The following is a 13,657-nucleotide window of genomic DNA, read 5'->3' on the forward strand; positions in this document are numbered from 1 at the left end:
GCCATGACCACGCCTCCCTTCTCTGATGAGGTTCTTGTCGCTGCCCGTGCGCAGACCATAGAGCTTGACCTCCCCCCGACCTGTATTGCCGGCGTGATTGCCAACACCCGTGTGTTGCAGAACTATGCAGCCCTTGTAAGGGATTTTCCACTCCCCGACACATGCGAACCTGCGGGAGACTACACACCATGACCCGCTTTGCAAGCGCACTGGGTATTGCGCAGGACATCCGCAGTGGCAAACGCAGTGCAGCCTCTGTCATGCAGTCGGTGCTGGCCACCATCAACCAGCATGATGCCGCCATTCACAGCGTGACCCACCTGTTTGCACAGCAGGCCATGGAGCAGGCCCAGGCAGTGGATGCCCTGCTGGCCCGCAACAAACCCCTACCCCCGCTGGCCGGTGTGCCTTTTGGGGTCAAGGACCTGTTTGACATTCAGGGCCATGTCACCACCGCAGGCTCCGTTGTGCTGCGCAATACTCCCCCCGCCACGCAGGATGCCGCCATTGTGGCCCGCCTGCGCGCAGCCGGAGCCATTGCCGTTGCCACACTCAACATGGATGAGTTTGCCTATGGTTTTGCAACAGACAACGCCCATTACGGCATAACCCGCAACCCGCACGATACAGACCGCATGGCCGGTGGGTCCTCCGGCGGGTCGGCGGCCGCTGTTGCCGCCGGTTTTTTACCACTCACACTGGGGACAGACACCAACGGGTCCATCCGTGTACCGGCATCATTATGCGGGGTATGGGGGTTAAAACCCACATTCGGCCGCCTCCCGCGGGAGGGAGCCTATCCTTTTTCCGCCAGTCTGGACGTAGTGGGGCATTTTGCCGGAACGCTGGATGACCTTATGGCCACCTTTTACATCATGGCGGACACACCAGCCGAACCCGAACCCCAGACCCTACGTGCCGCATGCCTTGGCGGCTGGTTTGCCCGGAACCTCAGCCCCGCCCTTGCTGCGGCCATAGGCCGGGTCTGCCAGCATCTTGGTCTGTCGAGCAGTGTGGAACTGCCACAGATACCAACGGCACGGGCTGCATCCTTCCTGATTACGGCCGCAGAAGGTGGCACGCTCCACCTGCCCCGCCTGCGCGCAGCGGCGGAGGAATACGACCCCGCAACCCGCGACCGGCTTCTGGCAGGCGCCATGCTGCCTTCCAGCACCTATGTGCAGGCACAACGCTTCCGTCGCTGGTTCCGCCAGCAGGTGCATGCCATGTTTGAACAGGTGGATGTGCTGATTGCCCCTGCCGTGATGTGCGAAGCCCCCCGACTGGATGACCCCACCATTATGGTTGACGGCAAACCAGCCTCCGCCCGCGCCAATCTGGGCCTGTACACGCAGCCTATCAGCCTGCCCGGCCTGCCCGTGCTCTGCCTGCCGCTCAGGAACACCGGTACCTTGCCACTGGGCCTGCAACTGGTAGCTGCTCCCGGGCGCGAGGCAGCCCTGTTCAGTCTGGCACGCAAGCTGGAACAGGCCGGTCTGGCCGGGCGCTGTCCGCTTGAGGCGCAACAGGCTGCTTAAAAAACATGTGCCGGGCAACACTTCACCCGGCACATGCCTCCCCAGAATAAAAAACATCTGGCAATCAAACAGCTTTTAATGAGTTCCAGAAGGAACCCATTATACAGCGCGCTCTGATAACGCATGAAGGTTTTTGCCCATGAAATGAATGGGGCATCACCTCACAAATGGTAGCTGATCTTTGCAAAGTAATACCCGCCCATAAACCCGTAGGCAGAATAATACGGGTATTTAAACGCCCCGCTCGAAGACGCCTGCCCGGCCTTGGAAACCTGATTGGGATATTTGTTAAACAGGTTTTGCGCCCCCACACTAAGCGACCAGCGGGGATTAATGTCGTAGCTGACTGTCAAGTTGGTAATGAAGGCGGGTTTGACCACTGTCCAGTCCTTTGCTGCAAGGCTGGGGTTGGCAATATATGTCAACTGCCCGTAACGCTGCTCCTGAAAAGACACGAGCCATTTGTCTTTTGCCCATGTAATCCCAAGGGTTTCCCTGTTTTTGGGGGAAGAGTGTAACAATGTGTTCTGGGCATACGCATCGAAATACGGCTGGTTGAGAGCCAGAAGCTGAGAGGGCGTGCTGTTGTAATGGCTGATTTCCGTATCGGCAAAATTGACGCCAACAGAAAAAATCCATTGTCCGTACTTATGCAGGTTCAGGTTATATGCCGCATTAACATCCCCACCATTGGTCACGGTGTTAACCGGGTTTGTATAGTACTGAACGTAGCGGATGCCATTTAACCCAAGATTATTGAGCATGCTCTCCACCGCTGTCCCTCCAAACTGTGTGGAGTTTGCCATGCGGTCGTTAATGGCAATGCGGTAAAGGTTGGCGGTTAACGTAAAATTATCCACCGGGTGCGCATCAATGCCAATGCTGTAGCTGCGTGAGTATTCACCTTTCAGTTGGCCGCCACCCAGCGCCTTGGCCGCGGCACTTGTGGTGGGGAGCTGTGCAAATGTGTAGGTCGGAAATGTTGAGGTATAATAATAATTTTCCTGACCAAGAGTGGGCGGCCGATAACCCGTGTTAAAATTCGCACGAATGGCCCAGCGTTTGTTAAAATCATACCGTGTGCCAACAGAGCCTGTTTCCGTCGTGGCAAGGCTGGAGTAGCTGACCACATGGCCACCTAGTGTCCATTCCCATTTTGGAAGAATATGGAAAGAAAGATTAACGTGCCCGTCAAACGTATCGCGCGCTGTGTTGCTAGTTGTATCGGGGGATGCCCCAATATGGCCCGATGCGCCGGGGGTGGCGGTGGCACCGGCGTTTGGCCCGTCCAGCACCTTGACCCCACCATTAGCCCAGGACTGATACTCCCCCGCCGTTAACTGGAACGTATCGTGCCGGTAATCTCCCCCAAATTCCAGCGTTACCGGGCGAGACAGAAAAGAGGGCGTAAAGTTTCTGGATGCTTTAAAACCCGTGACCAACTGGGTGGAAATATCCGAACCATCATAAAAATTGCGTTTGCTGGCCAGCCCGAATGTCGGGTTATCGGAGTTGAGAGTTGTATAACTCTCATCATCCCGCCCGAAGGTTACATAGCCATCCCAGTCAAACCCAGCGGTTGTGCCCTGCACGCCGCCGTTAACCTGAAAGTCATTTTCGGTCATGCCCATGAGCGGAATAAAACCATCCGGGTAGAGCGCGCGAACCGTATTGTTATTGGCCGGATTACGGTAGGTCACCTGATTTTCTACCGTTCTGTGGCCATAGGTGGCCGTAAGATAACCACGAATACTATCTGTTATGGGCAGGGCACCATTAACGGAGAGTGTCTCCATTGTTGTATGACTCAGCCCTTCCAGACGGTTAAAGTCACGGCCCGCCTTTGTCTGGCGCGGGTCCACACTGCCATCAGCCAGCGGGAAATACATGCTGCCCGTATAAAGGCCCGAGCGATTGGTCGGTAACTGGTTGGAAACCTGCGCCGCAACATCCAGATAACCACCACGGTTCCCCAGTTTTATCGCGTAGTCTCCGTACCCGTTTACGCCCACGCCATCTCCGGCGTAATATCCGCTATCCACAAAATTGAGCGACCCCCCGCTTGTATTGTGCTTGAGCACAATATTAACCGCCCCCGCTATAGCATCCTGGCCATAAAGGGCGGACGCGCCTTCTGTAATGACTTCAATATGATCAATCGCGCTTAAGGGGATCAGAGACAGGTCAGCCGGTTCCGTGCCGGAATTGGGGCCTGCATTGGCATTGAAGTTTGCCGTCAGGTGCCGCCGTTTACCATTCACCAGCACCAGCGTCTGGTCGGCCGAGAGGTTGCGCAACTGCATGGTACGGATAAAACGGTTGGACCCCACCCCGCTGAATGAGGGGGAACTGACTGAAGGCATCAACTGCTCCAGCGCAGCCATGGCGTTGCTCTGCCCGGTCCTTACAATTTCCTGCGCGCTGATCACCTGCACATTAGCCGTGCTATGCCTGCGCGTGGTGCCGGATAACACCGGGTCTTCCTGCTTGCCCACAACCGAGATCAGCTCTGGCGATGCCTGCAAAACATCCTGCTTATGGGCAGTTTTTTTTACTGTGGACGCATTTTTTACAACAGCCTGGTGGGCTGGCACTGCATGAGCCCCCTGCCGGTCCCGACTTTTGCCTTCCTCCGCCGTGCCAGCATATGCCGTGGCCGGTAGCGCCGCCATAATAACAACTATTGGGAGTGCTTTCTTTCCACTCGCAACTTTAATAACCATAACAAACGATCCCTTTTTCATACAACTAATTAAAATAGTTGTATTAAGATAAAAAAACGCCAGATGGCCGATTCAGTAAGTAAACGTGATGGGAGGCGGCTCCCCGTTAAGAAGAAAATTGCCAATTGCCTTGTATTTATAGGCAACACTATCATGCGTTGTATGTGTGCGTGCGTTGCGCCAGTGCCGGTCAAAGTTGAACGGTTTTTGTGTGGTTGCAGCACCACCCACATCGTACAGCTTCTGCGCAACATGTATTGCGCTTTCCGTGGCCGCTATTTTGGCTTCCGCAATAGCAACGGATGACTGAACAAGCAGATTTTCGGTTTCCGCTGTTGTGCTCCGCCCATGGCGGACATCCTCCAACTGGGCACGGGCAGCCTGTTCCACATACTCGGCCGCACGCCGGACCAACGCTTCCGCCGCTCTGACACGGGCAGAAATTTCTCCCACCGTGTAAAGAATGTACGGGTCATCACTGGCTCTGCTCACGCCACTTTCACGCAAAGGACGGGTGTGGTTTTTTGCCCAGTAAACAGCATCATCCAGCACTGCCAGCCCAATGCCCACATCAATGGAACAATGGATAAGCTGTGCGGAGGCCCCTACGTAGTTCCGCCGACCTGCCCAATGCCCTGTGGGAATAATCTGCTCTGGCGACAGAACAATATCATGGAACTCTGTTACACCACTGGCTGTGGTACGCTGGCCCATTCCGTCCCAGTCATCCAGCAGCACAAGGCCCTGTGTGTCTTTGGGGAGCATGACATAAATCCCCTTACCCGCCTCATCCACCGCCTGCACCTTGATCAGGTCAGCAAACAGGCAGCCGGTGCTGTAAAATTTGCGCCCACGCAAGACTGTTTTGCCATCGACATGCGCAATATGGGTATGAATTTCCCCCCGGAAGTTCCCGCTCCGCTCAGCCACGGCACCGGAGCTGATAATACCGCGACCAATCTGCCCCAGATAACGCGCCTGTGCATCCGGCTCGGCCATAAGCCTGAGTTGCTCGATATTGATAAAATGCGGGAACAGAGCCTGCGCCACATTGGGGTCTGCCTTGCCCAGAGCTATAAAAATCTCAGCCACGGCACTCTGGCTGACATCTCCCCCACCCAGTTCTTTCTGCACACGAGCGGCACCAAGGCCTGAACTGGCGATTTTTTCAAAAATAGCAAATGGCAGGATCCGCTCCGCATCCCGCTGGGAGGCATCTTCGGCAATAAGCGGGGCAAGCGTGCGGGCAATATGAACATAATCTGTCATGAGTGTGAATCCACGGTCGAATGAGAAGGAGAGGCCGGGAGGCGTGCCGTGCGGGCCGTCATGGCCAGCAGCACAACCACTCCAAGCCCGACAAACAGGCTGACAATACTCAGGGCGACCTCAAACCCGCCCAACCGGGTTTTGAGAAAACCGATCAAAACCGGAACAAGCATGCTGCTGACCTGACCGCAGCAGTTGATCAGTGCAAAACCAATGGCGCGGTCCTGTGCAGGCAGCAGGCTTGCAGGAATGCTCCAGAAAATTGCTGTTGCAATTAGATACCCTGCGACCATGATGGTTAGAAAAAACACTGTGCTTATGGTGCCATGCACCATCCATGGCAGCGCCAGCATACCGGCCATGGCCAAGGCACCACCCAGAGCAAAATGCCAGCGTCGCTCCTGTTGCTGGTCAGAATGCTGGCAAGCCAGAAGCATGGCCACAATACCCACGCCATGCGGCAGGGCGCTGAGCAGCCCAAGCTGCTGCAAGTTCTGCACTCCTGCGGCACGCAACAAAGATGGTACCCAAAAATTGACCACATTGCCGGTGCACGTAATGGTCAGGCAGTAACTCAGGGATAACAGCCACAGCGTACGGTTGGAAAAGGCACTGGCAAGCGATGCCCGAACAGGCCGCACGACAGAAGATGGTTCGCGTACCATGGCCTGTAGAATGATATTTTTTTCATCACGCCCGAGCCAGCGTGCATCGGCCGGCCTGTCCGCCAGCCAGCCAAAAGCCACAAACCCGGCAATAACTGGCGGCAGCCCACCAAGCAGAAACAGCCACTGCCACCCATGCCAGCCCCAGACCCCGGCCATATGGGTCATGATCCACGTTGCACTTGGCCCGCCCACAATGCCGCAGACCGCTATAGCCATGATAAAGCGTGACGTAATCCGGGCCCGGTACGCACTGGGGAACCAGTAAGTCAGGTACAGGATAACCCCCGGGAAAAAGCCAGCTTCCGCCATACCCAGCAAAGTCCGCGCGACGTACAGGGAATACGCCCCCTGCACAAACGCCATACCAATAGTCACCAACCCCCAGAAGATCATGATCCGGGCAAGCGTTCTCCGCGCTCCCCAGCGTTCCATGACCAGATTGCTGGGAATCTCGCACAGCAAATAACCCGCTGAAAAAAGACCGACAGACAGGCCAAAAACCGTATCGCTTATGTGCAGGTCCGCACCAAACTGCAAATGGGCAAAACTAACGGCCACACGATCCAGCCAGTTAAAAACAAGGCAGATAAAAAGGAAGGGCATCAAACGCCATGCAACACGGCGAAAAACAGCGCCTTCAGTCTGCCCGGCACGCGTCAGGCCATCATTGTTCATATCGACCCACTTCCAGCCTGGCCTGATCAACCAGTGCATAATGCCTGTCCAGTCGGGTACGCCGCTCGGCCAGCAGCAAACGCTTGCTCCATGCCATGGCGGATGTCGGCAGTGCTGCCAGCCGGGCGGCAAGGGCTGTGGCCTCGGCCAGCGGGTCCTGCGCAAGGGAGGAAACAAGCCCCATGTGCTGTGCTTCTTCCGCACCAAAGGTACGACCGGTCAGCATAATATCCAGTGCGGCGGCCTCCCCGATCAGGGAGGGCAGTTCAACCGCGCTAAACCCCGAGAGCATGTCATGCTCGACTTCAGGAAAGCGAAAAGAGGTCTGTGGTGCCGCAATCCGAAAATCACAATACATGGCTATACTTATTCCCAACCCAATGACATGGCCGTGCAGTGCGGCAACAACTGGTTTTATAAAATCCTCCGCCACACCGGGAATACAGGAGGCCAGAACATCTGTTGTAGCGACCTGCTGCGTTGTTGCGATTTCCTTCAGGTCCGACCCGGCACAGAAGGCCCGCTCACCCGCACCGTGCAACACCACGGCTCTGACTGTGGAATCACGCAGTGCTTCACGCCAGACGCGGCCCAAGGCGGCTTTGTCGTGGCTGTCCAGCGCATTCAACCGGTCAGGGCGGTTGAGGGTGATGGTGAGAACACCGGACTGTATAGTACTATCTATCATGGTGTATTCCGTTTTAAAACATGATTCAGAGTCGTTAATTTATCCATAGCAACAATTTTCAATGTGGAATATAAAAAGTTTATATTTTGGTCTACGTGTTCGTAATTCGAACATTTATGGAGGGGCTACGGCATGAAAGCGATCATACTCTCGGACTTTGGCGGTCCATCTCAACTCCGGGTGGAGGAGGTACCAACCCCCGTAGCAGGCCCGCATGATGTGCTTGTGCAGGTGGAAGCTGCCGGAGTCTGCCACCATGACCTGCTGCACAGGGCGGGCAAACTGGCAGGTGCCCCCAAGGGGGTTATTCTTGGCCATGAGGTCGCAGGGCGTGTTGTGGCAACCGGTGCCGCAGTCAGCACTCTTCAGGTCGGGGACCGCATAACAGGCTATCAACGCCGCTTTTGCGGCCAATGCCGCGACTGCCTGAGAGGGCGGCAAGACCTGTGTCGCGCGGTCTCCCTCCCCGCCGTGGATACAGAAGGTGCTTATGCCCAGTATATCCGCCTGCCTGCGGTATCTGCCATTCGCATACCGGATAATGTGAGCTTCCAGCAGGCGGCCCTTGCCTCCTGCCCCATTGGCACCGCCATGCGGGCTCTTATCTCGCAGGCCGGGCTTACTGCGGGTGAGACCGTGCTGGTCAATGGTGCCAGTGGCGGGCTGGGCGTGCACCAGATCCAGATTGCCCGCGCACTTGGGGCACACGTCATTGCCGTAACCGGGGACAGTGCAAAAGTCAGCAGGCTGGAAGAACTGGGAGCCTCTTCCGTTGTGGTTGCACGGGATGGAAACTACAGCGCCGAGGTGTGGAACAAAACCGGCAAAAAGGGCGTGGATGTTGCCATGGAAAATCTGGGCAGCACCCTCCCCCAGACCCTGCGTGCAACGGGCATGGGGGGGCGTATTGTGGTGCTGGGCAACATTGCTCCGGGAGCTGTTGAAGTTTCACCCGGCCTGCTTATCGGGCGCAGGTTACGTGTACAGGGCTCAGGCAGCGCCACGCTGGACGAGGTCAGCCAGTCCCTGGCCATGATGGCCTCTGGCCTTGTTCGCCCCCAGATCGACCGTGTCATGCCCTTTACCCAGGCGGCTCAGGCCCATGCACTGCTGGAGGCACGGCAGGTCAATGGCCGCATTATTTTGAGCGGATGGTAAGAGCATGAGCATACAACAGCTTTTTTCCAACGCGGCTTCCCGCTGGCCAGAAACACTCGCCCTGCATGAACCCGCCACGGGCCAGAAGCTTACATTCTGGCAGATAAACGCGGCTTTACAGGAATTTGGGACCTTTCTGGCAGAACGGGGCATTGCCTGCGGCGCGCGGGTTGGCATTCTGGCCGATGCCAGCATCCCTTATCTGATTGCGGATTACGGCAGCATGGCCTGCGGATATGTGCGCGTGCCGTTTGACCCCTCCCTTTCTGTTGAGGAACTGCGCAACCAAATTGCCGATGCCGAAATTGCCATTCTGCTCCACGACCCGATTCATGCGGAACTGGCACAGCAGGCAGGGGGTGCCACCAGTGTTCCGCTCCCCACCAGATGGCAGACCATAACCGCACATACGGCAGCCCCGCTGGCCGGTGGCTCCCCCTCCACGCTGGCGTCCCTCAACTATACTGGGGGCACAACGGGCCAGCCAAAAGCTGTTATGCACACACAGGGTAGCCTGACTGCCATTGTAAGCAATATCGGGCAGGCCCGCCCGACATCTGCGGGGGATGTGCTGCTTAATGTCCGCCCCCTGTGGCCCATTGCATCGGTTTCCGTGCTGGCGCATCTGTGCCACGGGGGGATGGTCGTGCTGGGTGGGCGTTTTAATCCGTCCACGTTTCTGCCCCTCCTCCAGACAACACATGCCGCCTACAGCTCGCTCGTACCCACACAGATTGCCCGTCTGGTGCAGCACGCTCAGGCACACGGCACCATTGCCAATAGCCAAAACTCCCTTCCCTTTTTCCGTTCTCTGGATGTTGGCGCGGCCTCCCTGCCGCTCGAAACGCTGGAAAAAGCCATGCATCTGTTTGGCCCCCGGCTGAGTATTCTGTACGGCATGACCGAAGCACCATGGAGCTTTTACCTGCCAGCACCAGAACTTGCCGCCCTGCACAAAGCCGGCACCTGCGCTGGAGCTGTCGGCTTTCCCCTACAGCACGTGCAGGCCCGCTTAAACGCGCACAGCACGCAGCCCCATGCTGGGGAAGTTGAAATTCACGGCCCTCACCTTATGGCGGGATACTGGAAACAGCCCCAAAAAACAGCCTCCGTGCTACACGATGGCTGGCTGGCCACAGGGGACCTTGGCATTATGGACAACACCCATATGCTTAAAATTGTGGGGCGCAGCAAAGAGATTATTCGTTCTGGTGGCATGTCCGTGCAGCCAGCCGAAGTTGTTGACTGCCTGCTCTCCTACCGTGGGGTTGCAGAGGCCCATGTTTTTGGTGCGACCGACCCCGAATGGGGGGAGCGCGTCTGTGCCGCCATAGTCCTGCATGCCAATACCGAGCTGGAAGCGGATGATCTGATCCTGCATTGCAAAAAACAGCTTTCCCGCCACAAGGTACCCAAACAGATATTATTTGTACCGCACCTGCCGCGCTCTCATTATGGCAAGGTACAACAGGCAAAACTGCTCAAACTGCTGGAAGAATAATGCCCCGCGCGGTCAACCAAACAGTTGTTCGGCAATACCCCCACAGGCCCGCTGCAAATGCCGCGCCAGAGGGGAAGAAACCTGCAACACTGCATCCATCTCCAACCCCGCTATGACCAGCGCACCAACAGCCGCATCCTGCCCCCGGCGGATTGGATACCCCATAGAGGATAAACCCTTGCGCTGCTCGCTATGGCCAAAAGAATATCCGCCAGCCTGAGCAACCTCCAGCAGTCTGGGGCGCACCCGCTCGTAACGCTCATCCCCCACTGTCTGGCGCGCCTGCGCCTCGGGGTAGGTTGCCAGAATGGCGCGTCCACTGGTGCAACTGTCTATGGCAAATTTGTCATCCAGATCCGCAACAACATTAAAGGGGGTTGCGGCTGTCCACATCCGTTCGATCAGCACAATCTGGTCCCCCACAGGCAGGGCGACAGAGACAATGGCAGGCCGATCCGCAATAACATTCTGCAAATCAATGGTGTATGGCAGCGCAATCCGCCGTAGGGGCAGGCGTGTCAGGTAGGCACTTGCTGGTAGCAGGCAGCCACCCCCAAGGCGGTATACTCCATGTTCCGCCTCCACCTGCCGCCAGTGCATCATCGCTTTTAACAGCCTGTGGACCGTACCACGGTCCATACCCGTCAACCGCGCAAGCTCCAGTGCCGTCAAACCCTTGGAGACACCTGCCAGATGCTTTTGCAGCGCCATATACTTATCAAGGACCCCAACGCCGCTACCCTGCATAACCCCCGACCTTCACAATTCTATCAATTCAAATATTGACTTCATAAACCCTGAACCTAGGCACGCCTATCCTGAACCAGCCATTCAAGGAGCAGATGCTTTGTCTTCTGCTCAGCAGCATCTTCCCTGTAAACAATATAATACCCATATGCAGGGATCGCGCGAATATGGGTGACAGGAATCAGTTTTGCTCCGGGGTCAAAGTGCTCAAGCAGGGCCGCACGCACAAGGGCTACCCCCATGCCTTCCCGCGCGGCTTGGTACATCATGGCAAAGTCACCAAAATGAGGCCCCTCTACAGGTTCTGACCAAGGCAGCCCGGCGGCCATAAACCACGGCTTCCATGGTTCCAGAGGGCTCCTTAGCATAGTGCAGTGCTCCAGGTCGGCAGGTGCAAAAAGACGATGCTGGTTTATAAAATCCGGTGTTGCGGCAGGAAAAATATCTGACTTCATAAACATCAGGCTTTTCATTCCGGGATAGTTGCCTGTTCCAAACCGAATATAAATATCCGCCCCTTCGGCTTTGACATCCAGCCCGGAAGAACTGAGTTCAATACTGATCTGCGCCTCGGGGTGTTCCTGCTGAAAACCCTGTATTGCGGGCCACAGAATCAGCCGAGCAAAAGACGGTGGTGTGCTGATTGTGATGCTGGCCTCAATGGTGTCGGCCAAACGGGGCAGTTTAACATCCTCAAGAGCATCAAGTGCCTGCCTTACAGCCGTAATATACGCCTCTCCAGCGAGGCTGAGAACCAATGAGCGGCCCTGCCTATGGAAGAGAGCAAAGCCCGCCAGTTCCTCCAGAAGTTTGATCCGGTGGCTCACGGCACTTCTTGTCAGCAGCAACTCATCAGCCGCCTTGCTGAATGATCCGTGCCGGACGGCACTTTCAAACGCGTAAAGCGTGTTCAGGGGGGGAATGCGGCGTTGCATCTGTGTCTTCCACTCCAAGACTGGTGAAAAAACTTTGACAGACAGGTGCGACGATTTCAACCCACTCACTTCCAAATCCTCCTTATAAATTAGACGGAGAATTCAAACCGGGATTAGAAAAATGTCCACGATTGCCAACATCATAAAATTAAATCCGCTGGATGATGTCGCCATTGCCACGCTGGCCCTGCCTGCGGGCAGCCTGCTCGAAGGAACCGACGGGGTGCGCACTGCGACCGAAATACCGGGAGGGCACAAGGTTGCCTTAAGAACAATCCAGCGCGGTGATCCCGTACACAAATATGGTCAGATCATAGGGTTTGCGACGCAGGATATTGCTCCCGGCCAGCATGTGCACATCCAAAACCTTTCTATGGGGCATGATTTTGCGCGGGATTATGCGTTTGGCAAAGGGGGCAAACCCTCGCCCGAACCAGCCGAGCACCTGACTTTTAATGGATACCTGCGCCCGGATGGCCGGGGAGCAACGCGCAACCTTATAGGAATTGTCAGCACGGTTAACTGCTCTGCCACAACTGTCAAAAAAATCGCCGAACACTTCGTTCGGTCAGATGTTCTTGAGCACTACCCTAATGTTGATGGGGTTATTCCTGTCACACATGGCTTTGGGTGCTGTATCGACTCAAAGGGGGAAGGCCTCCAGCAGCTTCGGCGGACAATTGGGGGCTATGTGGTGCACCCCAACTTTGCGGCTGTCCTTGTGATCGGGCTGGGATGTGAGGCAAACCAGATGGACGCCATATTCATGGCCGAGAATGTAAGCCCCGGCACACGCCTGATCCCCCTTGTAATGCAGGAGGAAGGCGGAACGCAGAAGACCGTTGATGCCGGGATTGCCGCGATTGAAAAAATCCTTCCCGAAATCAACACTATCACGCGTGAGGCCCTCCCGCTCTCGCATCTGGTCCTTGCCTTGCAGTGCGGTGGATCGGATGGATATTCGGGCATTACGGCAAACCCCGCTCTGGGGCATGCGGTTGATCTTCTGGTCGCACAGGGTGGTTCAGCCATTCTGACCGAAACTCCGGAAATTTATGGAGCAGAACACCTGTTAACCCGCAGGGCAGCACGGCGTGATATTGGCGAAAAGCTCGTCAATATCATCCATGGATGGGAACAATACGCAGAGCGCGAACATGGCAGCATTGATAACAACCCCACCCCGGGCAACAAAAAAGGGGGGCTGACAACCATATTGGAAAAATCCCTGGGGGCCGTCGCAAAAAGTGGTTCCACCGCGCTACAGGGTGTTTACCACTATGCCGAACCCATTGATGCGCGTGGGTTATTGTTCATGGATGCCCCCGGATATGACCCAATGGGTGCCACGGGCCAGATTGCCTGCGGGGCAAACCTGCTGGCGTTTACAACTGGACGAGGCTCCTGTTTTGGATCTCGTGTTGCTCCTACGGTCAAGATCGCAACAAACACCACCATGTATAACCGCATGCAGGATGATATGGACATCAACTGCGGGCATATTCTGGATGGGCATTCCAGCGTGACGGACATGGGGGAAGAGATTTTCCGCTTCATTCTCCGCATGGCGTCAGGAGAACACAGCAAGAGCGAAGCCCTCAATGTGGGTAACGAGGAAATGGTGCCATGGATGATCGGGGCCCAGATGTAATGTAGGGAACCGTCAAAGAGTGTTTTTACGGCCATAACGGCGCAGGGAGGACGCTCTTCCCTGCGCCGTTATCCTCCGCCGGAGAAGAACGGCGTATTCCAGTC

The 13,657-nt window shown here is 56.2% G+C and carries 11 protein-coding genes; 5 read left to right on the forward strand and 6 right to left on the reverse strand.

The window, feature by feature from the left end; genetic code table 11:
- Positions 1 to 3: 3 nt before the first annotated feature.
- Complete coding sequence (locus AB2L51_RS05300; RefSeq protein ID WP_395581486.1) at positions 4 to 192, forward strand: DUF4089 domain-containing protein; 189 nt, start codon at positions 4 to 6, stop codon at positions 190 to 192.
- Positions 189 to 1,538, forward strand: coding sequence for an AtzE family amidohydrolase (locus AB2L51_RS05305; RefSeq protein WP_395581485.1), 1,350 nt, complete (start codon positions 189 to 191; stop codon positions 1,536 to 1,538). The genes AB2L51_RS05300 and AB2L51_RS05305 overlap by 4 nt, the downstream gene beginning before the upstream one ends.
- A gap of 161 nt (positions 1,539 to 1,699) precedes the next feature.
- Here AB2L51_RS05305 and AB2L51_RS05310 read toward each other — a convergent pair whose 3' ends face one another.
- The 4 genes from AB2L51_RS05310 to AB2L51_RS05325 all read right to left on the reverse strand — a co-directional run bounded on the left by AB2L51_RS05310 (position 1,700) and on the right by AB2L51_RS05325 (position 7,561).
- The gene (locus tag AB2L51_RS05310) at positions 1,700 to 4,210 is read right to left on the reverse strand and encodes a TonB-dependent receptor plug domain-containing protein (protein ID WP_395581484.1); all 2,511 of its coding nucleotides are present in this window, start codon (positions 4,208 to 4,210) and stop codon (positions 1,700 to 1,702) included.
- Positions 4,211 to 4,333: 123 nt separating this feature from the next.
- Positions 4,334 to 5,530: an acyl-CoA dehydrogenase family protein gene (locus AB2L51_RS05315; RefSeq protein ID WP_395581483.1), complete on the reverse strand. Its 1,197-nt coding sequence runs from the start codon at positions 5,528 to 5,530 to the stop codon at positions 4,334 to 4,336.
- Positions 5,527 to 6,873 carry an MFS transporter gene (locus AB2L51_RS05320; RefSeq protein WP_395581482.1) on the reverse strand — a complete coding sequence of 449 codons (1,347 nt, stop codon included), beginning with the start codon at positions 6,871 to 6,873 and terminating at the stop codon, positions 5,527 to 5,529. The genes AB2L51_RS05315 and AB2L51_RS05320 overlap by 4 nt, the downstream gene beginning before the upstream one ends.
- Positions 6,863 to 7,561: an enoyl-CoA hydratase/isomerase family protein gene (locus tag AB2L51_RS05325; protein WP_395581481.1), complete on the reverse strand. Its 699-nt coding sequence runs from the start codon at positions 7,559 to 7,561 to the stop codon at positions 6,863 to 6,865. The genes AB2L51_RS05320 and AB2L51_RS05325 overlap by 11 nt, the downstream gene beginning before the upstream one ends.
- A gap of 132 nt (positions 7,562 to 7,693) precedes the next feature.
- On the opposite strand from AB2L51_RS05325, the gene AB2L51_RS05330 reads away from it, so the two are divergent.
- The gene (locus AB2L51_RS05330) at positions 7,694 to 8,719 is read left to right on the forward strand and encodes an alcohol dehydrogenase catalytic domain-containing protein (RefSeq protein WP_395581480.1); all 1,026 of its coding nucleotides are present in this window, start codon (positions 7,694 to 7,696) and stop codon (positions 8,717 to 8,719) included.
- Between the two features lie 4 nt (positions 8,720 to 8,723).
- Entirely contained in the window at positions 8,724 to 10,220 is a 1,497-nt protein-coding gene (locus tag AB2L51_RS05335; RefSeq protein ID WP_395581479.1) for a class I adenylate-forming enzyme family protein, read from the forward strand.
- 12 nt (positions 10,221 to 10,232) lie between these two features.
- Here the strand turns inward: AB2L51_RS05335 and AB2L51_RS05340 are convergent, their stop codons facing one another.
- The gene (locus AB2L51_RS05340) at positions 10,233 to 10,931 is read right to left on the reverse strand and encodes an IclR family transcriptional regulator (RefSeq protein ID WP_198911987.1); all 699 of its coding nucleotides are present in this window, start codon (positions 10,929 to 10,931) and stop codon (positions 10,233 to 10,235) included.
- 92 nt (positions 10,932 to 11,023) lie between these two features.
- Positions 11,024 to 11,902, reverse strand: a complete 879-nt coding sequence (locus tag AB2L51_RS05345) for a LysR substrate-binding domain-containing protein (RefSeq protein ID WP_395581478.1) — start codon at positions 11,900 to 11,902, stop codon at positions 11,024 to 11,026.
- Between the two features lie 121 nt (positions 11,903 to 12,023).
- Here AB2L51_RS05345 and AB2L51_RS05350 point away from each other — a divergent pair, with 121 nt between their 5' ends.
- Entirely contained in the window at positions 12,024 to 13,553 is a 1,530-nt protein-coding gene (locus AB2L51_RS05350) for a UxaA family hydrolase (RefSeq protein WP_395581477.1), read from the forward strand.
- Positions 13,554 to 13,657 lie beyond the last annotated feature (104 nt).

It is taken from the genome of Acetobacter fabarum (assembly GCF_040702925.2).
In the GTDB taxonomy this organism is placed as follows: domain Bacteria; phylum Pseudomonadota; class Alphaproteobacteria; order Acetobacterales; family Acetobacteraceae; genus Acetobacter; species Acetobacter fabarum_B.